Origin of the sequence: Labrys wisconsinensis (genome assembly GCF_030814995.1) — a bacterium.
In the GTDB taxonomy this organism is placed as follows: domain Bacteria; phylum Pseudomonadota; class Alphaproteobacteria; order Rhizobiales; family Labraceae; genus Labrys; species Labrys wisconsinensis.
In genome coordinates, this window is record NZ_JAUSVX010000016.1 from 140,784 (window position 1) to 162,042 (window position 21,259).

The 21,259-nt window shown below is 67.2% G+C and carries 22 protein-coding genes; 12 read left to right on the top strand and 10 right to left on the bottom strand.

The features are described 5' to 3' along the window. Positions 1-3: 3 nt before the first annotated feature. The 5 genes from QO011_RS32270 to QO011_RS32290 are packed head-to-tail and all read right to left on the bottom strand — an operon-like array spanning position 4 to position 4,529. Positions 4-555 (bottom strand): hypothetical protein, encoded by a 552-nt coding sequence (locus QO011_RS32270; protein WP_307281731.1) that lies wholly within the window; start codon positions 553-555, stop codon positions 4-6. Next, positions 552-3,107 (bottom strand): caspase family protein, encoded by a 2,556-nt coding sequence (locus QO011_RS32275; RefSeq protein WP_307281733.1) that lies wholly within the window; start codon positions 3,105-3,107, stop codon positions 552-554. Before QO011_RS32275 ends, QO011_RS32270 begins: the two co-directional genes overlap by 4 nt. Further along, positions 3,104-3,811, bottom strand: a complete 708-nt coding sequence (locus QO011_RS32280) for a zinc metalloprotease (RefSeq protein WP_307281735.1) — start codon at positions 3,809-3,811, stop codon at positions 3,104-3,106. The genes QO011_RS32275 and QO011_RS32280 overlap by 4 nt, the downstream gene beginning before the upstream one ends. 12 nt (positions 3,812-3,823) lie before the next feature. Beyond that, a complete protein-coding gene (locus QO011_RS32285) occupies positions 3,824-4,279 on the bottom strand; it encodes a hypothetical protein (RefSeq protein ID WP_307281737.1) in 456 nt (151 codons plus the stop codon). Then, complete coding sequence (locus QO011_RS32290; RefSeq protein WP_307281740.1) at positions 4,272-4,529, bottom strand: hypothetical protein; 258 nt, start codon at positions 4,527-4,529, stop codon at positions 4,272-4,274. The genes QO011_RS32285 and QO011_RS32290 overlap by 8 nt, the downstream gene beginning before the upstream one ends. A gap of 228 nt (positions 4,530-4,757) precedes the next feature. Here QO011_RS32290 and QO011_RS32295 point away from each other — a divergent pair, with 228 nt between their 5' ends. Next, positions 4,758-5,246 carry an SRPBCC family protein gene (locus tag QO011_RS32295; protein ID WP_307281743.1) on the top strand — a complete coding sequence of 163 codons (489 nt, stop codon included), beginning with the start codon at positions 4,758-4,760 and terminating at the stop codon, positions 5,244-5,246. 42 nt (positions 5,247-5,288) lie between these two features. Here QO011_RS32295 and QO011_RS32300 read toward each other — a convergent pair whose 3' ends face one another. After that, entirely contained in the window at positions 5,289-5,540 is a 252-nt protein-coding gene (locus QO011_RS32300; RefSeq protein WP_307281746.1) for a hypothetical protein, read from the bottom strand. Positions 5,541-6,039: 499 nt separating this feature from the next. Here QO011_RS32300 and QO011_RS32305 point away from each other — a divergent pair, with 499 nt between their 5' ends. Then, positions 6,040-6,399, top strand: coding sequence for a cupin domain-containing protein (locus tag QO011_RS32305; protein ID WP_307281748.1), 360 nt, complete (start codon positions 6,040-6,042; stop codon positions 6,397-6,399). A 39-nt stretch (positions 6,400-6,438) separates the two neighbouring features. Here the strand turns inward: QO011_RS32305 and QO011_RS32310 are convergent, their stop codons facing one another. Beyond that, the gene (locus tag QO011_RS32310; RefSeq protein ID WP_307281750.1) at positions 6,439-7,431 is read right to left on the bottom strand and encodes a LacI family DNA-binding transcriptional regulator; all 993 of its coding nucleotides are present in this window, start codon (positions 7,429-7,431) and stop codon (positions 6,439-6,441) included. A gap of 248 nt (positions 7,432-7,679) precedes the next feature. Here QO011_RS32310 and QO011_RS32315 point away from each other — a divergent pair, with 248 nt between their 5' ends. The 7 genes from QO011_RS32315 to QO011_RS32345 all read left to right on the top strand — a co-directional run bounded on the left by QO011_RS32315 (position 7,680) and on the right by QO011_RS32345 (position 16,444). Next, positions 7,680-8,438, top strand: a complete 759-nt coding sequence (locus QO011_RS32315) for a sugar phosphate isomerase/epimerase family protein (protein ID WP_307281754.1) — start codon at positions 7,680-7,682, stop codon at positions 8,436-8,438. Positions 8,439-8,449: 11 nt separating this feature from the next. Next, positions 8,450-9,601 (top strand): Gfo/Idh/MocA family protein, encoded by a 1,152-nt coding sequence (locus QO011_RS32320; RefSeq protein WP_307281923.1) that lies wholly within the window; start codon positions 8,450-8,452, stop codon positions 9,599-9,601. A gap of 51 nt (positions 9,602-9,652) precedes the next feature. Next, a complete protein-coding gene (locus QO011_RS32325; RefSeq protein WP_307281757.1) occupies positions 9,653-10,987 on the top strand; it encodes an NAD(P)/FAD-dependent oxidoreductase in 1,335 nt (444 codons plus the stop codon). A 74-nt stretch (positions 10,988-11,061) separates the two neighbouring features. After that, entirely contained in the window at positions 11,062-12,729 is a 1,668-nt protein-coding gene (locus QO011_RS32330; RefSeq protein ID WP_307281758.1) for a peptide ABC transporter substrate-binding protein, read from the top strand. A gap of 233 nt (positions 12,730-12,962) precedes the next feature. Beyond that, the gene (locus tag QO011_RS32335; protein ID WP_307281760.1) at positions 12,963-13,913 is read left to right on the top strand and encodes an ABC transporter permease; all 951 of its coding nucleotides are present in this window, start codon (positions 12,963-12,965) and stop codon (positions 13,911-13,913) included. A 15-nt stretch (positions 13,914-13,928) separates the two neighbouring features. Further along, positions 13,929-14,804, top strand: a complete 876-nt coding sequence (locus tag QO011_RS32340) for an ABC transporter permease (RefSeq protein ID WP_307281763.1) — start codon at positions 13,929-13,931, stop codon at positions 14,802-14,804. After that, a complete protein-coding gene (locus tag QO011_RS32345) occupies positions 14,804-16,444 on the top strand; it encodes a dipeptide ABC transporter ATP-binding protein (protein WP_307281766.1) in 1,641 nt (546 codons plus the stop codon). The genes QO011_RS32340 and QO011_RS32345 overlap by 1 nt, the downstream gene beginning before the upstream one ends. A gap of 155 nt (positions 16,445-16,599) precedes the next feature. Here the strand turns inward: QO011_RS32345 and QO011_RS32350 are convergent, their stop codons facing one another. Next, complete coding sequence (locus tag QO011_RS32350) at positions 16,600-17,097, bottom strand: SRPBCC family protein (RefSeq protein WP_307281769.1); 498 nt, start codon at positions 17,095-17,097, stop codon at positions 16,600-16,602. Between the two features lie 530 nt (positions 17,098-17,627). After that, positions 17,628-18,698: a sigma-70 family RNA polymerase sigma factor gene (locus tag QO011_RS32355; RefSeq protein WP_307281772.1), complete on the bottom strand. Its 1,071-nt coding sequence runs from the start codon at positions 18,696-18,698 to the stop codon at positions 17,628-17,630. A gap of 139 nt (positions 18,699-18,837) precedes the next feature. Here QO011_RS32355 and QO011_RS32360 point away from each other — a divergent pair, with 139 nt between their 5' ends. From QO011_RS32360 to QO011_RS32370, 3 genes are read left to right on the top strand one after another with little or no spacing between them, the layout of a single operon-like run. Further along, a complete protein-coding gene (locus tag QO011_RS32360; protein WP_307281774.1) occupies positions 18,838-19,428 on the top strand; it encodes a dihydrofolate reductase family protein in 591 nt (196 codons plus the stop codon). Positions 19,429-19,476: 48 nt separating this feature from the next. Further along, on the top strand, positions 19,477-20,019 hold the full coding sequence (locus QO011_RS32365) for an LIC_13387 family protein (protein WP_307281777.1): 543 nt from the start codon (positions 19,477-19,479) through the stop codon (positions 20,017-20,019). Beyond that, complete coding sequence (locus tag QO011_RS32370; RefSeq protein WP_307281780.1) at positions 20,016-20,690, top strand: glutathione S-transferase family protein; 675 nt, start codon at positions 20,016-20,018, stop codon at positions 20,688-20,690. Before QO011_RS32365 ends, QO011_RS32370 begins: the two co-directional genes overlap by 4 nt. A 40-nt stretch (positions 20,691-20,730) precedes the next feature. Here the strand turns inward: QO011_RS32370 and QO011_RS32375 are convergent, their stop codons facing one another. Then, positions 20,731-21,216 (bottom strand): hypothetical protein, encoded by a 486-nt coding sequence (locus tag QO011_RS32375; protein WP_307281783.1) that lies wholly within the window; start codon positions 21,214-21,216, stop codon positions 20,731-20,733. Between the last annotated feature and the right edge of the window lie 43 nt (positions 21,217-21,259).

Sequence of the window (21,259 nt, forward strand, 5' to 3'; positions counted from 1 at the left end):
GGCTCAGGGCAGGCGATAGCCCCGATATCCCGCATCGGGGTCGAGCCGGCCGGGAGGGGAGACCCGCGCCCGCTCGGCGAAGCCGGCATGGTCGACCAGCGCGATCTCGGCGGCGGGCGCCTCGCGCGGATCTTCGGCGGCCGGCCAGGCCCGGATGCGCAGGGCGGCGATCCCGGCCGCGCCGGCCCGGGCGAAGACGGCGTAGCGGCCGTCGGGTCGGCGCAGCCCGGCGATACGGCGCACCGGCGGCACGCGCTCGACCGGGCCCGGCGTGGCGGCCCCGGCCGAGCTCCCGCGCGGCAATGCCGAGAGCTCGACCGCGAAGCCGCGGCCCTCGTCCGCCGACAGGCCGATCCAGAACGCCTCCTCATCCGCCACCGGCAGCAGGAAACGGCCGGGTGTGCCCGCCGGCATCGGCGCCAGCGCGCCGAGGCTCGACGGCGCCGCGCCGACCTCGCCCGAGGCGGGGCGGGCGAAGCGCTGGAACGACAGCGCGAGCGCCCCGCATCGCAGGCCCGCCGGGGATGCCTGCCAGTCCATGCCCGCTGCGATCATTCCCGCAGCTTATCATGCCCTCTGCGGAGGGCGCGAAGCGCCGCGGGCGGCAATTGCAGGGCCGCGGCGCGGCTGCGCAGGCCCCGCGCCTCCGCGGCGGTCGCGCGGGGCTTGCGCGGCGCCGGCTCCGCCGCGAAGGACTCCAGCGACTCCAAGGCCGACTGGGGCCGAGCGCCCTTCCGCACGCCGAACGGCCGCTTCAGGATGGGCTCGAACGATTCGGCCGACACCTCGCCGGTCTCCGCCGGCCGCTCGCCGAAGGCGATATCGGCGAGGGCCTCGCGGTAATCGGCCTGCACCGCCGCATCGACGGACCAGGCGAGGAAGGGCGGCACGGGCGCGAGCGCATGCACGCGCTGCCAGAGCGACAGCGGCACCAGCCCCGGCTGGTCCTGGCTGGCAGCGATGATCAGGCGCCAGCTGCGCTCGAACATCGGCGGCGTGCGCAGCGGCCGGGTCCGCCGCAGGCCCCGGTCGGGGCAGCGCAGCGACAGGGCCTCGACATCGGGATGCTCGTCGCCCACGAGGTGGCGCAGGTTGCGCACGACCGTGTCGAGATCCGCGAGCCCCTCGCGGCGCTCACTGCGCTCATGCTGCAGCAGCAGGAGGTGGGCACCGACGATGCCCTCGATCGGATTGGCGAACTTGCGCACCAGCAGGCTCTCGAGCTCCGCGCCGAGAATCGGCCGCTCGTCGGCCAGGGCGAGGCGCGCCTTTTCCAGCAATTCATCCTCTGCCCGCAGCCCTTCACCCGGCCGGCGCATCAGGAAGGAGAGGCGCGGCCGCACGTCGCCCGTGCCGTCGGCCATCCGACGCAGCAGATAGGTCTCCAGCCGCCAGCCGCCGGGGACGACCAGCGCCTGCTCGAAGCGCTGGTCGGCAAGCGCGTGGCGGAGAAAGTAGGTGCCCGGCGCGACGGAGACCGTGCACGTGGCGAAGGGGTCGCCCTGCTCCGAGCGCCTGCCATCGGTCTCGAGGTCGGCGAGGAGCCGGCCCTTGGCGTCGACCAGGCGGACGCCCTGCCAGGGCTTGGCCTGCGGCGAGGAGCCGGCCTCGCTCCAGCTGCGCGCCATGATCATCAGCTCGGCACCCCGGCCACGGACGAGGTCGGAGGTGCCGGCCGGCCGCTCGGCCGAGTGCCGGGCCGAATCGACCTGGTCCTTGCGCGTGGCGAAGGCATTGTGGAAGGGCACGGACGAGGCGATCCTCTGCGGCAGCTCGAGGCGCAGCTCCAGCGTCGCCGGCGCCAAGGCCTCCTCGATGCCGGGCGGCCGGGCCGACTGGACCGTGGCCCCGTCGAGGGCCAGCACCCGGCTCGTCACCTGGCGGCCGATGCGGATACGGGTCTTGTAGAGGCCAAAGGGCAGCCTCGTGGCGAGGCGCCCGCCGGCGGTCTCCCGCGGCGAGAAATCGGCGGCGACGACGCTGATCTCGGCGGTGGGATCGTCGGGCTCGACGGTGAGCGGCAGCATGGCGCCCGGCACCGGCTGCATCACCGGCGGACCGCGCTCCGTCACCGCGATGCTGCCGGCGCGGACCACCTCGAAGCCTTGACGGTAGCCCGCACCCTCGACGAGGTGCAGGCCGGCGGGCAGGCGCAGGGCCAGCTCGGCTGCCGCGACGAGCTGCCTCGGCTGCGGCGCCTCCGTCCCCGACCACAGCCGCGCCGGCGCGCCGATCGCCTCCGCGGGAAAACGCAGCGTCACGTCGAACAGCAGCGGCGTCACGGCACGAGCGAAGACGAGGCTCTCATCCTCCGCCACGATCTCCGGCTCCTGGGACACGTCGGGATCGCGGCGGTCGACCTCGCTGAGCCAGGGCGAGACGGCGTTGCGCAGCCAGTTGGCCAGGCTGCGGCCGGTGATCTGGCTCGCGGTGTTGACGGCGGCCCCGCGCAGGCCCTGCAGCAGCGCCCAGGTGAAGAGGCCGTGCACCTGGCCGCCGTCCTCGGCCACCGGCGCCTCGACCGCCTTGAGCGGGCGCTGCGCGGCGAAGGCGATGAAGCTGGCGCCGGGCGGATCGCCGACGGTGATCGGCGTGAGCGGCGCCGGCGTCGGCGTCGCCGTCAGCACCCGGTTCATGCAGCAGTCCATCAACAGCACATATTCGCGGAAATAGCCGGCGTCCTGCCACCATTGCAGCCAGAGGCTGGCGCCGATATTGGCGGTGATCCGCTCCGGGCCGGCATTGCCGGCGAGCAGGCAGCCCTGCCGGACCTGGGGCGAGAAGCCGTGGCCCGACATGTGGACGTAGAGGCGGCGGCCGACGCGCCGGGGGCGGCCCGCCGCCATATTGGCGAGGGCGAAGCGTTCGATGGCGAGGAAGGCGCCCTGCTCGAGCTCGTCACGCGTCGGCTGGCCCGGAGGCGGCGGGGCGCCCGCGGATTTGATGCGGATGACGTTGGCCTCGGGCAGGCCGCCTCCCGCGGGGTCGGTCAGCCAGGCATGGACGGCGTCGGCGTCGTTGCCCGGGCCTTCCAGGTCCGCCGGCGGATCGGTGAAGCCGGGATAGGCGGACAGCCCAATGACGACGGCATAGTGATCCTCGTTCATAGCCGGCCGGGATAGACGTTCCGGATCAGCGTCTCGTCGTCGGCCGAAAGGTCGGCGTTGAGGCCGGCCGAGGTGCCGTCGAGGGTCCAGGCCTTCGGGATCGGGTACATCATGATCGAGTGGGGATCGACGGGGGTGGCGACGACCGCATCCGGCGCGTAGACCTTGAACATGTTGGTCTCGATGGTCGGCAGGTCCCAGTTGTTGGGCGGGCCCTCCAGGTCGTGGATCACCGCGTCGCGGTTCCACTTGATGCCGTGCTTGGGGCTCTGGTGCTCGTGGATGAGCCCGATGGCGTGGCCGAACTCGTGCAGCACCACGCGCCGCAGCTCGTCGTCGGACGAGGCATCGGTGAGCCAGCCATAGTTCATGGTCGGCTGCGGCTCCGGAATGGTGCGGCACATGGTGCCGAGATAGGACCAGGAGCCCTTGCCGGGGGCAAACGCGATGCGGATGTCGGTCGGCCCGGCGGCGAGGAAGCTGAAATTGAGGTTGGCGATCTTCGTCCATCGCAGGGCGACGTCGCGCACCCGCTGCTGCAGGGCCGGCGAGCCGCCGAGGAAGCGGATGCCGATCGAGGCGCCGTTGTCCCAGCGCGCGTTCTTGAGGACGGCCGCCTTGTGGGAGGTCAGGGCCGCCCTGTCCGGCGCCGGCAGGTCGTCCGGCGTCATGCACACGCAGAAGCGATCGGGATTCTCAGCCATGGTCCGTCCCCCCTATTTCGTGCGCGGATTGGTCGCGGCCACCTGCTCCAGCGCAGCCTGGCGGCCCTCCAGGGCGGCGAGGCGGCCGCCGAGATCGATGTCCATCGGCGGCCGGTCGCCGGAGGGCGGCGTGCCCTGGATCTCCTCGTCGGCGGCCGGCTTCTTGCGGCGGCCGTCGAGGAACCAGGTGGCGCCGAACACGCCGCCGGAATTATGCACGAGCACGATGAGCGCGATGAAATAACCGAAGAAGCCGACGAACAGGCCGATGCCGTAGGCGCCGAACAGCGCCTTGTCGGCCCCGCCGAACAGCGAGGTGACGCCGGCGCCGCCGACGATGCCGACGATGGTCGTCAGGTCGCTGAACTGGACGTCGGCCTTGCGGTAGCGGTTGATGTAGTAGACGAGCCAGCCGATGATGCAGCCGAAGCCGGCAGCACCGAGACCGGGAATGCAGCTGCTATCCATCGCCTGATCCCCCTTCCGCGCGATCCGCGCTCACGCCCCTTCCGGCCAGATGCGACCGCCAGGCCGCATGTGCCGCCGCCCCAGCCACGGCGCCGGCCAGCACAGCCGGCCAGGCCCCGGGCACGGCGAGCCAGCAACCGGCGGCGGCGAGGCCGAGGAAGGCGGCAGCCGGCAGGGACGCAGGGCGAAGGACCAACCGCGCCAGCCAGCCGCACACGACCCCGAGCGCCAGCGCGCCGACGACGATCATGGCCCGCTCTCAGTATTTATCCAGAACACAATCGGTCATGTCGCAATCTTCCGCAACGGAAATATCGCATTCCGGGCACATGCTGTTCTCGTCGAAACGCGTCGCACGCGAAGGGCCGCGCGAAGGCGCATTGTCGGCGGGCGTTGGCGCGGCCCGAGGGCTCGCAACGTTCCGGCGCGGCCGGTCGTATTCGCCGGCATGCCACGCATGCTGCCATGGGGGATGCCAGTGACCACCCAGCGCTTCAACCTCGTCACGCAATGGCGCCTCGATGCGCCCATCGCGGCGGTGTGGGCCGCCCTGATCGCCGTGGAGGCGTGGCCGGACTGGTGGCGCGCCGTGCGGCGCGTCGAACTGATCGAGCCCGGCGACGCCGGCGGCCTCGGCGCCGTGCGGCGCATGACCTGGCGCACCGCCCTGCCCTACACGCTGACCTTCACGACGCGCACCAGCCGGATCGAGCCGATGACGGCGATCGAGGCGCAGGCCTCGGGCGAGCTCGACGGCGTCGGGCTCTGGACCCTGCGGGCGGAGGGCGGCGGCACCCTGGCCCGCTACGACTGGCGCGTCGAGCTCGGCAGGCCATGGATGCGGGCGCTCGCTCCGGTCCTGCGCCCGGTCTTCGCCTGGAACCACGGCGTGGTCATGGGCTGGGGCGAAGCCGACCTCGCCCGCCACCTGGTGCGGCCGCAAGCCGGTCGGCCCGGTGCGGCATGATCGGCGCCGGCCGATTCGGGCGAGGCTTGCAGCGAGCCGGCTTCAGGCCCAGCCACAGAAGCGGCCCTGCCATGCCTCGATGGTCGCCCGGGCGAGCGCCATGGTCCGCTCGTCCGGCGGCGGCGTGAGACCGCAGAGCCGCCAGCGCCCCTGGGAGGGGCAGTCGTCGCCGGCAACACGGACCGCCTGCACATGCTCCAGGCCGCGAACCCGGCGCAGGATGGCGAGGCACAACGCCTCCAGGCATGCTTCGCTCATCGTGGTATGGTGATCGACCTCGGCGCGCAGGGTCATGCCATGCCTCATTAATATATAATAACTATATACATTATAGCTATTAGAAACACCTCGATGCTGTCAATGCGATCGTGGCGCTCTCGGATCGGGTGCTGCGCCGAAGCCGGACGGGTCCAGCTGCGGACGCCGCTCCGGTATCGCCGCCGGACGACAGGCGGATGACGAATTTGTGAAAGGCGGCGTCACCCCTCTCCGAGGCATCCGGACGTCGGGGATGTGGACCGGGCTTTTTTGAAAGAACGCACCCTGCGGTCCGCTGCTCCATCAGCACTGGTCGGGGCACGCGTCCAGGTCCTCGCTCCGCGCCCGAGGCGTCCATCTTGCGATCCTCGCCAGCTCGCCGACTGTGGGCTCAACCGCCGCTCGGCACACCTGGACGGTCCTGCTCGCGACGAAGGGATACTCGGTGACAAGCGTGATCTCTCGTATCCATGGACGTTGACCAGGTTCAGCGCATGCCGTACAAACGTTTGTATTCGCCAATTGGAGTTCGCCTATGTCCCTTCTCACGACGCTGCAGATCGATGTCGAGAAACTCGCGCCGCCGACAGGCCGCAAGCCGACCGAGGCGGAGCGCATCTCGGGCGATCCGGCGTTCCGGACCTGGCTGCAGGACACGTCCTTCGACGGCAAGGTGAAGACGGGCATCTGGGAGGCGACCCCCGGCCTCACGCATGCCATCAAGGACGGCGTCTACGAGTACTGCCTCATCCTCGATGGCGTGGTCGAGATTGCGGAAGAGGGCGGCGAGACGAGGACGTATCGCAAGGGCGACAGCTTCGTGTTCAAGCCCGGTTTCCGCGGCACCTGGAGGACCGTCGAGACCGTGCGAAAGATGTTCGTGGTCGTCAGCTGACAGCCTCCGGCCGTCGTGGCGGCGGCCGGTGCGTCGCCTTCAACGGCTCCGGGAGAGCCTGCCGCAACTTCCCCGAACGATCAGCTCGTGCCTCAGCACCACGTTTTCCGCCTTGCCTGCGCCCTCGGTCAGGTTGCGGAGCAGGATGCGCCCGCCGGCACGGCCCATGTCGCGGCGTGGAATGTGGATGGTGGAGAGCGGCGGGTTCATGACGACGCTGAAGGGAATGTCGTCGAATCCAACGAACGACATGTCGTCCGGCACCCGGATGCCTTTTCCTGTGGCGAGGCTGATCGCGCCCATGGCCATTTCGTCGCTGGCGCAGATGATCGCGGTCGGCCGGTCGGGCAGTGCCAGGAGCCGCTCCATCGCTTCGATGCCAGCCTGGATGTTGAAGGCCTGTGAAGGAATGACGGCGGGATGGGCGCCGGCCGACCGCATGGCCCGCCTGTACCCTTCCGCGCGGGCCTGGAAGGTCGGGCTGTCGAGCGGTCCGCTCAGATGCACGATGCGGCTGTGCCCGAGCGCCAGCAGATGGGCGACCGCAGTCTCCATCGCCGCCCTGTTGTCGATATTGACCTGCGGGATGCGCTTGTCGGGCACCATGCGCGTGACCGCGACGACATGCTGCTCGTAGTTCGGAAAATTGCGCACGACCTCGGGCAGCAGGCCGGTCATCAGGATGATGCCGTCCGCGGCGCCTGTCAGAAGCTGGTTGGCGAGGATCTCCTGTCGCTCCGGGTCGTTGTGCGTGCTGCCGACGAGCACGCTGTAACCATGCTCTTGCACGGCCTCCTCGATCCCGAGCACGACCTCCGGGAACGTCGTCGCGGCGATGTTGCCCAGCAAGACGAGAATCTGGTTGGAGGACCGGCTTCGCAGCATGCGGGCGCCGTGGTTCACGACATAGCCCGTCTCCTCCACGATGCGTCGGATCCGCTCCTTGGTTTCTTCCGTCACGCGCGGGGAGTTCGCCAAGGCCCGGCTGACGGTCGAGATGTCGACCTCCGCCATGCGGGCGATGTCCGTCATCGTCGGGCGCTTGTGCCTGGCCTGATCCATCTTCTCCTGCCTGCCGACATCTGACCCTGGCCGGCTTTCCGCTTCGACCAACTGACACGAACCGATGTCGAGAGGCGGAAAATGCCGGGAGCGGGCTGCGCCCACACCTTCCTGACTGTAGCGGATTCGTCCCCGTCATAAAGTTGAAATGACGCCGTTGACTCTCGTACAAACGTTTGTATAGTTCGGTACATACGATTGTATCGGGAGATGACAGCGTGCCGACAATATCGGTTCAGCTCTACACGCTGCGCGCGATCGAGGACGATGCCCGCATGCTCGATGCGGTGGCGCAGGCCGGCTACGACCATGTCGAGCACTACGGGGCGACCTTTGCTCGCGCGGGCGCGCTGGCGCCGCTGATGGCCGATCGCGGCATCAAGGCCAGCGGCAGCCATGTCGCGCTGCAGGACCTCAGGGACGACATGTCCCGCGTTGCCGCCAATGCAGCCACGCTCGGCATGACATCGCTGTTCGTGCCCTCGGTGCCGGTGCCGCAGCGCGACATGGACGCCGCAGGCTGGCGCGGGCTCGGCAAGGAGCTCGCCGGGCTCGCGGACGCGGCGGCCGGGCACGGCCTGACCCTCGGCTATCACACGCATGATTGGGATTTCCGCCCCAAGGAAGAGGGCAAGGCGGCGCTCGATCTGGTGTTCGAGGCGGCGGGTTCGGCGCCCGTCGAATGGGAAGCCGACATCGCCTGGCTGGCGAAGGCAGGGGTCGATCCGCTGGCCTGGCTGGACCGTTATTCCGATCGCCTGTCCGCGGTCCATGTGAAGGATCTGGCGCCTGCCGGCACCAACGAGGAGGAGGCGGGATGGGCCGATGTCGGCGCCGGCGTCCTCGATTGGCCGGTGCTCTGGCGGGCTGCGCTGTCCAGGGGCGCCGAGGTCATGGTCGTCGAGCATGACAAGCCGCTCGATCCGGCGAGGACCGTCGCCGGCGGCCTCCGCTACATCCGGGACACTCTGCTTTGACCCGCCGTCCCATGAAGATCGGCATCATCGGCTGCGGCGTCATCAGCGGCGCCTATCTGAGAGGCGCTGGACGCTCCTCGCGCCTGTCCGTCGCGAGCGTGGCCGACATCGATGCGAGCGCCGCCGGAGCGCAGGCCGAGGCGTTCGGCGTGCGGTCCCGCACCGTCGAGGCGTTGCTGGCCGACCCGCAGATCGGTCTCGTGGTCAACCTCACCGTGCCGGCCGCCCATGCGGAGGTCAGCGGCCGGATTATCGAAGCCGGCAAGCACGTCTATTCCGAAAAGCCGCTGGGCGTCAGCGCAGCCGAGGCCCGCCGGCTGATCGCCCTCGCCCAGGCCCGCGGCGTGCGCATCGGCTGCGCGCCCGACACGTTTCTCGGCGCTGCGCATCAGGCGAGCCGCGCGCTGATCGATGCCGGTGTGATCGGGACGGTGCTCAGCGGCTCCATGAGCGTTCTTTCGCGCGGCATGGAAGCCTGGCATCCCAACCCGGATTTCTTCTTCAGGCCGGGCGGCGGGCCGGTGCTCGACCTCGGGCCTTATTATGTGACGCAGCTCGTCAATCTGCTCGGGCCGATCGCTTCGGTCGCGGCCACGTCCGGGATGGGCCATGCCTCGCGCACCATCGGCAGCGGCCCGCGCGCGGGTGAAACGGTGCCGGTCACGACACCGACCAGCTACAGCGCCTTGCTGACTTTCCGTGGCGGCGCGCGCATCAGCTTCGAAGCGTCGTGGGACGTCTGGAAGCATCAGCGTGTGCCCATCGAGCTCTACGGCACGGAAGGCAGCCTCCTGGTTCCCGACCCGAATTTCTTCGGCGACGAGCCGCGGGTGAGCCGGCGCGGCGGCGACTGGGAGCGGGTCGACATTTCCGCCTACGCGTTCGGAACGCCGAACCGCACGCTGCGAACCGGCCGCGCGGTCGCAGACCACCGTTCGATCGGCGTGGTCGACATGGTGTCGGCGATCGCCGAAGGGCGCGCCCACCGCGCCGATGCCGGTCTCGCGCTGCACGTGCTGGACGTCCTGGAGGCGATCGACGCGTCCGCGAGCAGCGGCGCTTTCGTCGAGATTTCCTCGACCTGCGAGCGGCCGGAACCACTGCCGGCCGGCTCGGACGAGGCGGTCTTCGACACCGCCGTCAGGTCCGCGAGGGCGAGCTGATGGACATCCGCCGCACGAGGTTCCGTCTCGCCGTCGAAGGGAGCATCCGCAATGCCCGGTCCTAGGGTCGTCGCGGTTCAGGGCGACGAGGCCGCGCCCGCGAAGGTCGATGTCGTCGTGGTCGGCGGGGGCATCGTCGGGGCGTCGACCGCGCTGGAGCTGGCCGAACGCGGCATCAGCGTGGCGCTGTGCGAAAAGGGCGGCATCGGCAAGGAGCAGTCGAGCCGCAACTGGGGCTGGGTGCGGCTGTCGCGGCGCGACCCGCGCGAAGTTCCGCTGATGGTCGAGGCGATGCGCATCTGGGACGGCCTGGATCGCCGCATCGGCCGCGATACCGGTTTCACCCGCTGCGGCATCGTCTTCGCCTGCGCTTCGGACGCCCAGCTCCAGCAATACGACGACTGGCGGCGCAACCTGGAAGGCTACCAGATCGAGACGCGGATGCTCAGCTCCGCGGAGTATGCGGCGATGTTCCCGGGCCTTCGCGGCCGGGTTCGCGGCGCCCTCTATACGCCGACGGACGGCCGTGCCGAGCCGCAGAAGGCGGCGCCGGCGATAGCCGAGGCGGCCCGCGCCAAGGGCGCCGCGATCCTGACCGAATGCGCGGTGCGCGGCGTGGAGACGAGCGCCGGTCGCGTCAGCGCCGTCGTCACCGAGCTCGGCCGCATCGCCTGCAGCCAGGTCGTCGTGGCGGGCGGGGTGTGGAGCAACCTGTTCTGCGGCCGCCACGACATCGATGTTCCGCAGCTCAACGTCATGAACTCGGTGCTGCGGACGAAGCCGCTCGAAGACGGGCCGTCCCAGACGCTCTGGACGCGCGATTTCGCGGTGCGGAAGCGCCAGGATGGCGGATACACGATCGCATCGGGCCACGCCAACATCGTCGACATCGTCCCCAAGTCCTTCCGCTACGGCTGGAAATATCTGCCGGCCTTCCGCGAGGAATGGCGGTCGCTGCGCTTCCGGATTTCCCGACGCTTCTTCGTCGAAGCATCCATGCCGCGGCGCTGGGCCATGGACGAGGCCAGCCCGTTCGAACATGCGCGCGTCCTCGATCCGGTGCCCTCGCAGCGCCATACCAAGGGCGTCCTGAGACGTGTCGCCGAAGCATGGCCGGCCTTTGGGAGGGCGGAGATCGCGCAGACATGGGGCGGCTACATCGACATCACCCCTGACGCTGTCCCGGTCATTTCGGCGGTCGATGCGCTGCCGGGCTTCCATATCGCCACCGGCTTCTCCGGCCATGGTTTCGGGATCGCGCCCGCGGCCGGACGCCTGATGGCCGACATCCTGACCGGCCGCCCGCCGGTCGTCGATCCGACGCCCTTTCGGTTCTCGCGTTTTTCGGACGGCTCGAAGATCGAGCTGATGCCCGATATGCGGTGAGCGCAACGACGCCAACCTGTCCCCAGAAGGCAGGGCACCATGAAGACATTGGCCAGTCGAGGAGAATGAAAAAAATGCCTGAGACAGATGGGAACACCACGATCATGCTGACCCGTCGCCACGCCCTGCGCCTGATGGGAGCAGGCGGCGCTGCGACGTTGATCCTGCCCGGCGCGCTCGGTGCGGGAGAAGCCCTGGCGGCAAACGCTTCGCCCACCGGCCAGCTCACCATCGGCTTCAACCAGGAGCCGACGGTGTTCAATCCGCACAAGCTGCATATCGAGGTGGACGAAGGCGTCCAGTTCGCGCTGTTCGACACGCTGTTCTTCGCCGACGGCCAGGGCCTGTTCCAGCCGTCGCTCGTCTCGGAAGTGCCGACGGTGGCCAACGGCGGCATCTCGGCGGACGGCCTCGCCTGGCGCATCAAGCTGCGCGACGACGTCAAGTGGCACGACGGCAAGCCATTCACCGCCGAGGACGTGAAGTTCACCATCGAGCTTCTCGTCAACCCGAAGTTCAACAGCTGGCGGCGCACCGGCCACGAGCTGGTTCGCGACCTCGAGGTGGTATCGCCGACGGAATTGACCTGGCGGATGGAGAAGCCCTTCGCCGCCTATCCCTCGATCCTTGCCGCAACCTTCATCGTCGCCGCGCATAGTTTCGACGGCGTGTCCGACCTGAACAACGCCCCCATCGACAGCAAGCCCGTCGGGACCGGACCTTTCAAGTTCATCAGCCGGACCTCCGGCGACAATATCGTGCTCGAGGCGAACACCGGCTATTTCGCCGAGGGGCCGCACATCCAGCGCCTGGTCTTCAAGTACATCCCCGACGCGACCGTGATGTACGCGCAATTCAAGGCCGGCGACATCGATCTGCACAGCCTCAACTACATCTCACCTGAGAACTATGAGGAGGCCAAGGGCCTGGCCGGCAAGACCGCGGCGATCTATCCGTCCTCGACCATCGAATGCATCGCCTTCAACACGGCCGTTCCGCCGCTGGACGAGCTGGCCGTGCGTCAGGCGATCTACTATTCCTACGACAAGACTTCGATCATCCAGTCTCTCTACTACGGTGTTCCGACCGCGACCGACAGCTACATGCCGCAGCAGTCGTTCTACTACAATCCGGACCTGCCCAAGCACGAGTTCAGCCCGGACAAGGCCAAGCAGGTCATGGAGGAGGCGGGTTGGAAGGTCGGCTCCGACGGCATCCGCGTCAAGGACGGCAAGCGGCTCTCCTTCACCAACTCGACCACGTCGGGCAACCACGTGCGCGAGCAGATGCAGCAGTTCTTCCAGCAGACGCTCGCCGAAGTCGGCATCGAGATGAAGATCGAGAACATGCCGGCTGCGGTCCTGTTCGCCGATTTCTGGATGAAGTCGCAGTTCCACAGCGTGCTGCACGGGCAGGACTACCTGACCGGATCCGACCCGGACACGTCGGACTTCTTCCTCTCCAGCAACAGTGCGGCGAAGGGCGGCGGCGGCCTCAACTTCTGGCAATATGCCAACCCGGACGTGGACAAGCTCCTGGCCAAGGGCAATGCCCTCTTCGTGCCGGACGAGCGCAAGCCGATCTACTTCAAGATCCAGGAGATCGTGCGCCACGACCTGCCGTTCATGCCCCTGTTCCAGCGCGCCCGCATCGTCGGATACAAGACCGGCCTGACCGGCTACAAGGACAATGTGAACAACCGCATCGATACCTGGAACATCAACACCTGGACCTTCAGGTAGGCGGGCGTCCGCAGACACGTGCGCTGCGCTTTCCGACGTCATGGCCGGGCTCGTCGTCCCGGCCATGACGAAGCGCCTCACTTGTCCCCGGACGGCATCTGACGGTTCCATGCCTGCGCGGCGGAGGGGCGCGCCGCGCGGGTCAGGCGACACGGTCGACGCGGCCCCGCGCGGAGCCGCCACCCGAAATACATGGCGGGGATGGCAGCGTTCGAACCGTCGGAGGCTAAGGCATGTTTCAGTTCCTGCTCGCCCGGCTCTGGCAGAGCATCGTCCTGCTGGCTCTCGTGTCGGTCCTGGGGTTCGCGATCCTTCATCTCGCGCCCGGCGGCCCGCTCTCGCAGTTCGTCGCCACGCCGGGCATGACGGCGGCGGAGCTTCAGCGCATCGCCGAGCAGATGGGGCTGAACCGGCCACTGCCGATCCAGTACCTGGACTGGGCATCGCGACTGCTGACCGGCGACTGGGGGCGCTCCTATCGCGACGGGCAGCCGGTTCTGTCGGTCATCGGATCCCACCTCTTCGCCACCCTGCTCCTGATGATCAGCGCCATCCTCATCGCCGTGACGCTGGGCTGCTGGATCGGCATGAAGGGCGCGGTCAAGCGCAACTCGGCCTTCGACCACGTCACGACCTTCGGCGCGATGATCGGCCTTTCCATCCCCACCTTCTGGTTCGGGCTGGTGGCGATCTACGTCTTCTCCCTGAAGCTCGGATGGCTGCCGTCCGGCAACATGTACACGGTCGGCAACGGCTCGCTGGGCGACTATGCCGAGCACCTCATCCTGCCCTCGGCGGTGCTCGGGCTGGTGAGCGTCGCGGTCTGGAGCCGCTACATGCGCAGCGCCACGCTCGACACGCTGAACCAGGACTATGTCCGCACCGCCCGCGCCAAGGGCGCCTCGCCGCGGCAGGTGCTGCGGCGCCACATCCTGCGCAACTCGATGCTGCCGATAATCACGCTGGCGGGGCTCGAGCTGCCGACGCTGCTCAGCGGGGCGCTGGTCACCGAGACCGTGTTCACCTGGCCGGGCATGGGACGACTGTTCCTCGACAGCCTGAACTACAAGGACTACCCGGTCGTCATGGGCCTGCTCATGGTCTCGGCCATCCTCGTCATCCTCGCCAATAGTCTCGCGGATGTGTTCGTCGCCATCGCCGATCCGCGCATCCGGAACACCTGAGGAGATCGTGAACGCATGACCCATGTCGCTTCGCTGTCTCCCCGGACGGAGAGCCTGCTCGGCCGCCCACTGCGCCGCTTCGCTCGCAATCACCTCGCCGTGCTCGGCCTCGTCTCGATCGTGCTCATCCTGTTCCTGAGCATCGTCGGCCCGAGCCTGATCCGATACGACCAGCTCTTCATCGACCTGCGCGCCCGCTTCGCGCCGCCGCTCACGGGAAGCCATTGGCTCGGAACGGACCCGCTCGGGCGCGACATCGCGGCCCGTCTGCTCATGGCCGGACGCGTCTCCCTGCTGGTCGCCTTCTCGTCCATGCTGATGAGCGTGCTCATCGGCTCCAGCATCGGCATCGTCGCGGGCTATTACGGCGGCAGGATCGGCGCGGCGCTGATGCGCGTCGTCGACGCATTCCTGTGCTTTCCGTCGATCTTCCTTCTGCTGACGCTTGCGGCTTTCGTCCAGCCGAGCCCCATCATGATCACGGTGCTGATCGCGGCGACGAGCTGGATGGAAATCTCGCGCATCGTCTCCGCCGAGGTGAAATCGCTGAGGGAGCGCGAATTCGTGCTGGCCGCGCGCATGGCCGGCCTCTCGGGACGCTGGATCATGGTGCGCGAGCTCTTGCCCAACGTCATCGGCCCGATCATCGTCGCGGCGACGCTGACGGTGGCGCGGGCCATCCTTTCCGAAGCCTATATCAGCTTCCTCGGCTACGGCATCCAGCCCCCGGCCCCGAGCTGGGGCAACATGCTGAACGGCGCGCAGCAATATCTGTCCATGGCGCCGTGGCTCGCGATCATTCCCGGGCTGATGATCACGTGGGCGGTGACGAGCTTCAACTTCATCGGCGACGGGCTGCGCGACGCTCTCGACGCGCGGAGCGAACAATGATGGCGGCCGCTGAAGAGACCGTGGCCGTCGCCTCGAGCGGGCCGGAGAGCCGTGTCGTCCTGTCGGTGCGCGACCTCACCATCCGCCTGCCGAAGGAGATGGAGCGCGACTACGCCGTCGAGGGCCTGAGCTTCGACCTGCGGCAGGGCGAGATCCTCTGCATCGTGGGGGAGTCCGGATCCGGCAAGTCGGTCACCGCCAACACGATCATGGGCCTCCTGCCCTCGACGATCACCGTCGAGCGGGGCAGCATCCTCCTGAACGGGCGCGACCTGATCGGCTCGCCGGAGGCCGAGCTGCGCAGCCTGCGCGGGCGCGTGGTCTCGATCGTCTTCCAGGATCCGCTCTCCGCGCTCAACCCCCTGATGCCGATCGGCGAGCAGATCACCGAAGTCATGCAGGTCCACAAGGTCGGCACCCCGCAGACGCGCCGGGCCAAGACGCTGGAGCTGCTGGCCGAGGTCGGCCTGCCCGATCCCGGGACGATCATCAGCCAATATCCGTTCCGCCTGTCGGGCGGGCAGCGTCAGCGTGTGATGATCGCAATGGCGCTCGCGCTCGAGCCGGCCGTCCTGATCGCGGACGAGCCCACGACGGCGCTCGACGTGACGACCCAGGCCCAGATTCTGGCGCTGATCCAGAAGCTCCGCAAAGCCAAGAACATGGGCGTCATGTTCATCACGCACGACTTCGGCGTCGTCGCGGCGATCGCCGACAGCGTCCTGGTGATGGAGAAGGGCCGCCTGATCGAGCGGGGCGCGGCGCGGCAGGTGCTCGGCGCCCCCGCGGCGGACTACACGCGGCGCCTCCTCGCCGCGGTGCCGCGGCTGGCCGAGAGCGACCGGCGGGATGGCGCGCAGACGTCCCCGATCGTCCGTATCGAGGACCTGCGCAAGGTGTTCCACGTGAGAGGGCCTGCCTTCTGGGGCCCCACCCGCATCGTGAACGCGCTGGACGGCGTGAGCCTCGAGCTGCGCAAGGGGCAGACGATCGGGATCGTCGGGGAATCGGGGTCCGGAAAATCGACGCTGGGTCGCGCCCTGCTGAAATTCACCGACTGCGACGGCGGCCGCATCCTCTACAAGGACGTCGACATCACGGCCATGTCGGAGCGCGACTTCCGCCCGATGCGCAACCGGATCCAGATGGTGTTCCAGGATCCGTTCGCCTCGCTCAACCCGCGCCAGACGATCGGCACGGCCCTGACCGCCGGCGCCGTGGCGAGCGGCATGGCAAGGGATGCCGCGCAGGCCCGCGCGGCGGAGCTCCTGCGCCTCGTGGGGCTCAGCGAGGCCGCTCGCGGTCGCTATCCGCATGAATTCTCGGGCGGCCAGAGGCAGCGCATCGGGATCGCCCGCGCGCTGATGATGGAGCCCGACGTGCTGGTCGCCGACGAGGCGGTATCGGCGCTCGACGTCTCCATCCAGGCGCAAATCCTCGAGCTGTTGGCGGACATCCAGAAGAAGCTGTCGATCGCGATCGTCTTCATCACGCATGACCTGCGTGTCGCGAGCCAGATCTGCGACGAGATCGTGGTCATGAGCAAGGGACGCGTCGTGGAGCGCGGCACGCCGACGGCGATCTTTCGAAATCCCAAGCAGGACTACACGCAGAGGCTCGTGGCTTCGATTCCAGGTTGATGCCGGACCGGATCGAATTCTGCGACTGCCGCTCGCTGGCCCTCGACGGGCGAGGAGGCCGTCTTGCCGCAGCGGTGGGCATCCGGCTCGATGTCCCACGGAACCGCCGCAGGCCGGGTCGCCGAGGATCGGTTGACCGCGCTTAGGCCACGCCGTCATCGTGACTGCGCACGCATGACGGGGTCGACGGGCGATCCTTGTTCGGCGATCCGCTTCAGAACCGGCAACGCCATACGCCAGTAGAATTGCCAGTGCTTCAAACCGGAATCCTCGCCTGTCTCCCATCCATTCCCTCGGCGCGGAGGTGATCGAGGCATATCTTGCTCGACGGTCAAAAGCGTATGAGCGTTTTCAGCTTTCAATGTCAGCGTGATCATCGAATAATTCTCCGGGACGTCGGCCAGGCCGGATATCCGTGACCAATAGCTATGTTGGAGCAACCAGGGCTTGTCTGCGCGCAGAACCTCGCCCTTATCGCGATAGCGCTTTGTTCCGATGGTTGCCGTGATCGCGATGCTCGATCCGGCTTGCCAGTCGCTTATGCAATTGGCATTGCGCCATTCATCGCCAAGTTCGGCCTTCGTGATGACGTCCCAGACACGATCGGGGCCGGCCGCTATGAGGATCGTCTGAGGGGGCATTGCCAGCTTCATGGATTACCGTCCCCTTCGCCTTGGCACGCAGCAGCAGATATCATCGAGGACAGCGGTACGGCGTGCCCACCATTGCTCGCCTTCCCGCGCGAAGATCCGGGCGGGTGAACAGAATACCCGCCTGGTCAGCCGCCATAGACCTTCACGTGCGTTTGATCGAAGACTTGCGCACCGCGCGATCCACGCCCATCGCCACGGCCCGCGTGAGGTTCTACCTCGATTATTCGCAAGCCCGGACGGGAGACGGAACGCAACCGGTTTCACGCTCTCCCGGAACTCCGCGAGATATGGGCCGCGACGAGGACGCTCGGCTATCCGTTCGAGCAGCTACACCGCCTCATCATTACAGTGCCGATGCGCAGTCTTGCCGCGAACAACTCCATCTTTCGTAAACCCGACCCTGCGCAAGGGGTGACGTGAATACAGCGCCCTCGGCGAAATGGGCGAGCACCGATTCGACGTCGCGGCGGTTCCATGCCGCCTCCCAGATCCGGCGGAACTCAATGGCGTTGATGTCCAGTGTCGTGCCGTCATGATCCCCGTTGGGGTGCGTCGTCGGTGCGGGCGAAGGCGGTCTGCTGTGCACTCGGGAGGGATTGCGGCAGGCCGAGTATGGGGAGGAAAGTGTTTTCGAAGCGGATCATGGCGCGGATTCGGTCGCCGGAGAGGGTGAGGACGAGGAGGCCTACTCCCCGGATGCCGGCGGGGGTCTGTCGGTAGACCCCGAATGCCGGCTGACCGTTGGCTCGCGTCGGCACCAGCTGGTATCTCCGTACCGAGCCGAACATGAATGCGAAGAAGCGGGCCACGCTGTCTCGGCCGTGGTATTCAAGCGGTATCGGCGGCATCGACAGGAAGACGTCGTCGGTCAGCAGAGCCACCAACGCGTCGATGTCGGCAGATTCGTAGGCGCTGACGAACTTCGCCACGATCGCGTCCTCGGCAGGTGAGGCGCTATCAGGCGGCTGTGCTGAGGCGTCGGCTGCCGGCAGTCGGCCCTGCATTCCCGCACGCGCACGTTTGAGAGCGCTTTTGACCGATTCGACGGTCGTGTCCAGCATGTCCGCCACTTCGTTCGCGTGGAATCCGAGGACGTCGCGGAGGATGAGGACGGCGAGTTGGCGGGGCGGCAAGAGCTGCAGGGCGGTCACAAAGGCCAGGGAAATGGATTCGGTTTGCTCGTAGCGCGCCTCCGGACCGAGCGGCACGCTGATCGCACCGTCCAGAAGGCCGTCGGGATAGGGCTCGAGCCAGTGGATTTCGCCGAGTCCAGTGGGCTCCGGCGGTTCGAGTCCCGGGACGTCCCACTGCTTTGCAGGACGTCGGCGAGCAGAGCGTAGCGCATCGAGGCACCGGTTGGTGGCTATGCGGTAGAGCCAGGTGCGCAGTGACGCGCGCCCGTCGAATTGTTCGAGACCTCGCCAAGCGGCCAGCATCGCGTCCTGCAGCGCGTCCTCGGCATCCTGAAACGATCCGAGCATCCGGTAGCAGTGCACCTGGAGTTCGCGACGGTGAGGCTCGGTCAGGGCTCTGAATGCCTCGCCATCGCCGGCTTGCGCCCTCGACATCAGGTCCGTTCTTGCCGGCTTCACTCCCGCCACCTCATCCCTCGTGTGAAGTTCCATGCGGTATGGACGCCGGCCAAGGCGCAAAAGGGGCGGTCCCGGAGCGCCCCCTTTTCCGATGCCACGACGTCTACACCCAGCGTTCGCCGACATCATGGTCGAAGGGAGCACGGAAATGGGAAAGATCGTCATCAGCACGAATGTCACACTCGATGGAGTGGTCCAGGACCCGGACGGCGAGGAAGGCTTCGAGCTGGGCGGCTGGTTCCACCAGTTCGTGGGGGGCAAGGACCTCGAAGACTGGACCGCCAACGAAACGGAGGAAGCGCTGGGCGCCGAGGCGCTACTGCTGGGCAGGCGGAGCTTTGAGTGGTTCGCGTCCCGGGCGCCATTGATGGGTGCCCGCGTAGGCCGGAAGTGGGCGGACAGAATGAACCACCTCCCCAAATACGTCGTGTCGTCGACGCTCGAACATCCTCAATGGAGCAACACCACGGTCCTCGGCGGCGATGCGGTCAAGGAGGTTTCGGCGCTGAAGCAGAAGGTGGACGGGGAAATCCTGGTCTACGGCAGCTATCAGCTGGTGCGCACACTGATAGAGCAGAACTTGGCCGACGAAGTGCGGTTGATAGCTTTCCCGGTCGTGCTTGGAGCCGGCCTGCGCATCTTCGACCGGACCAGCGACAAGAGGCAACTGCACCTGGTCGACACACGAAAGATCGGTGACGGCCTTGTGTTCTATGCCTACGAGTTCGAGCCAGGCTGACTGCTGAACATCTACGGCGATCGAAGCTTCAACAAGGTGGACACGCAAATGCCTGACAGCACATCAAATGGCAAATGGCGATCAGGCTTCCTCGCCTCGCCCGTAGCCCTGACGCGGTTGAGTTCCCTCGTGTTCGTCGTCCTGATGTTCGGACATATGTCGGGGTACCCCTGGAGTTCAGCCGAGAGCCCCCAAGAGACGCATCTCGTCGCCTCGATGAAATCCGTCGACTTCAATTTCATGGGGGAGCGATCGACCTATTGGGGCCTCTATTTCGGATGGGGGCTGCTGATCGGCGTTCTTCTGTTCTTGATGGCCGCCATGCTCTGGCTTCTATCGGACCTTTCGCGCCTTGTCCCGCAGCGCGTGGGGATCATTGCGGCGATCAACTCCGCCGTCTGCGGGATCGGCGCCTATCTGTCGTTCCTCTATTTCTATGTGCCGCCGATGCTCTGCTTTGCGGCAAATTGCGTGATCTTGCTGATCGTCGCCGCGCGACTTCTCCGGGCGCCGACCGCAGCTGGCGGCCGGGGAACCAATGAGATCATGACGGCGGCAAGCCCAGACGTGCCCGACGGAGCGCTGCGATGAGACTCCATGCTTTCCTGCCCTCGCCGCGGGTGCTCGGCATCATGGCGTTGAAGACCCACCTCGGCCTCGACTTCGAAGTCCAGACATTGGACCTGAGCCAGGGCGGTCAGCGGACGCGCGGCTACCTCGCGAAGAATCCGAACGGCAAGATGCCGACGCTGGAGGACGTCGCCTTCACGCTTTGGGAATCCAACGCGATCCTGGTCTATCTCGCTGCCCGGTCGCCGCAGAGCGGGCTTTGGCCGTCCGACCTGGCAAGGCAGGCGGATGTCCTGCGCTGGCTGTTCTGGCAGAGTGCTCACTGGGATGCGGAATCGTGGGGCATGGTCGTATTCGAAAAGATGTCCAAGGCCGTGCTGAGCTTGGGACCGCCGGACGCCGCGTTCATTGCGCGCGGGGAGCAGAACTTCGCGCGTTTCGCCGCCGTGCTCGACCGGTCGCTGAACGGGCGGACGTGGCTGACGGGCGAGACTCTGACCGTCGCCGATTTCTCGGTCGGCGCGCTCCTCCCCTCGGCGGCGCGGATCGGGCTTTCCATAGACCCGTACCCAGACATCGGTCTCTGGTACGCCCGCCTCGCCGCTCTGCCGTCCTGGCAATTCGCTTTGGCCCAGCAGGAGTCGGCCTTGGCGGCCTGGCAGGCTGAGCACCAGGCAGGAACGATGATTTGATCTCGGACCTGGCTTCGTCACCTCCGCAACATGGCCAATATTACATTGCCACAATACTGTCGCCGAGATTGATGATGACGGGCGGTGCGCCTGCATCGAATAGCAATGCGGATAACGTAGCGCCCCCTCGCCCGCCGGCGAACGCATAGACAGTATCATTGGCGTGGGCGGCGGCGGCGGCGGCACGATGCTCCAGCCCCTGATGTCTGTGACGCACCAAGGCTTGGAAAAAGGATGAGACAGCCAGAGTTGCGCATTTCGCGCCATCTCTCATCCCGCCCATGCCGTCGGCGACCACTACCGCGATGACTGGCTGGCTGCTCTGCCTTGCACTGAGGCGCAGTGCCGCCACTCGATCTTGGTTCTCTTCGCGCTGCAGCCCGATGTCGGTAGCGAGGATGGCAGGTAAATCAAAGCATTGGTTTTGGGCCCGATCGGGAACGGCTCTCGACAACCAATTTGCCACGGTCTCCTGAAACGCGTCGCCTAGACTTCCAGGTAGGGCCTCTGCAATACTTTGCGTCATCAAATAAACTCGCTTCCGGCCCGGCCTGTTTGAATCATCTTTG

Bases quoted from the DNA above. Each gene is read 5' to 3' on its own strand.
- QO011_RS32270 (WP_307281731.1), bottom strand. From the start codon at position 555: ATGATCGCAGCGGGCATGGACTGGCAGGCATCCCCGGCGGGCCTGCGA.
- QO011_RS32275 (WP_307281733.1), bottom strand. From the start codon at position 3,107: ATGAACGAGGATCACTATGCCGTCGTCATTGGGCTGTCCGCCTATCCC.
- QO011_RS32280 (WP_307281735.1), bottom strand. From the start codon at position 3,811: ATGGCTGAGAATCCCGATCGCTTCTGCGTGTGCATGACGCCGGACGAC.
- QO011_RS32285 (WP_307281737.1), bottom strand. From the start codon at position 4,279: ATGGATAGCAGCTGCATTCCCGGTCTCGGTGCTGCCGGCTTCGGCTGC.
- QO011_RS32290 (WP_307281740.1), bottom strand. From the start codon at position 4,529: ATGATCGTCGTCGGCGCGCTGGCGCTCGGGGTCGTGTGCGGCTGGCTG.
- QO011_RS32300 (WP_307281746.1), bottom strand. From the start codon at position 5,540: ATGACCCTGCGCGCCGAGGTCGATCACCATACCACGATGAGCGAAGCA.
- QO011_RS32305 (WP_307281748.1), top strand. From the start codon at position 6,040: ATGTCCCTTCTCACGACGCTGCAGATCGATGTCGAGAAACTCGCGCCG.
- QO011_RS32310 (WP_307281750.1), bottom strand. From the start codon at position 7,431: ATGACGGACATCGCCCGCATGGCGGAGGTCGACATCTCGACCGTCAGC.
- QO011_RS32320 (WP_307281923.1), top strand. From the start codon at position 8,450: ATGAAGATCGGCATCATCGGCTGCGGCGTCATCAGCGGCGCCTATCTG.
- QO011_RS32325 (WP_307281757.1), top strand. From the start codon at position 9,653: ATGCCCGGTCCTAGGGTCGTCGCGGTTCAGGGCGACGAGGCCGCGCCC.
- QO011_RS32330 (WP_307281758.1), top strand. From the start codon at position 11,062: ATGCCTGAGACAGATGGGAACACCACGATCATGCTGACCCGTCGCCAC.
- QO011_RS32335 (WP_307281760.1), top strand. From the start codon at position 12,963: ATGTTTCAGTTCCTGCTCGCCCGGCTCTGGCAGAGCATCGTCCTGCTG.
- QO011_RS32340 (WP_307281763.1), top strand. From the start codon at position 13,929: ATGACCCATGTCGCTTCGCTGTCTCCCCGGACGGAGAGCCTGCTCGGC.
- QO011_RS32345 (WP_307281766.1), top strand. From the start codon at position 14,804: ATGGCGGCCGCTGAAGAGACCGTGGCCGTCGCCTCGAGCGGGCCGGAG.
- QO011_RS32350 (WP_307281769.1), bottom strand. From the start codon at position 17,097: ATGAAGCTGGCAATGCCCCCTCAGACGATCCTCATAGCGGCCGGCCCC.
- QO011_RS32360 (WP_307281774.1), top strand. From the start codon at position 18,838: ATGGGAAAGATCGTCATCAGCACGAATGTCACACTCGATGGAGTGGTC.
- QO011_RS32365 (WP_307281777.1), top strand. From the start codon at position 19,477: ATGCCTGACAGCACATCAAATGGCAAATGGCGATCAGGCTTCCTCGCC.
- QO011_RS32370 (WP_307281780.1), top strand. From the start codon at position 20,016: ATGAGACTCCATGCTTTCCTGCCCTCGCCGCGGGTGCTCGGCATCATG.
- QO011_RS32375 (WP_307281783.1), bottom strand. From the start codon at position 21,216: ATGACGCAAAGTATTGCAGAGGCCCTACCTGGAAGTCTAGGCGACGCG.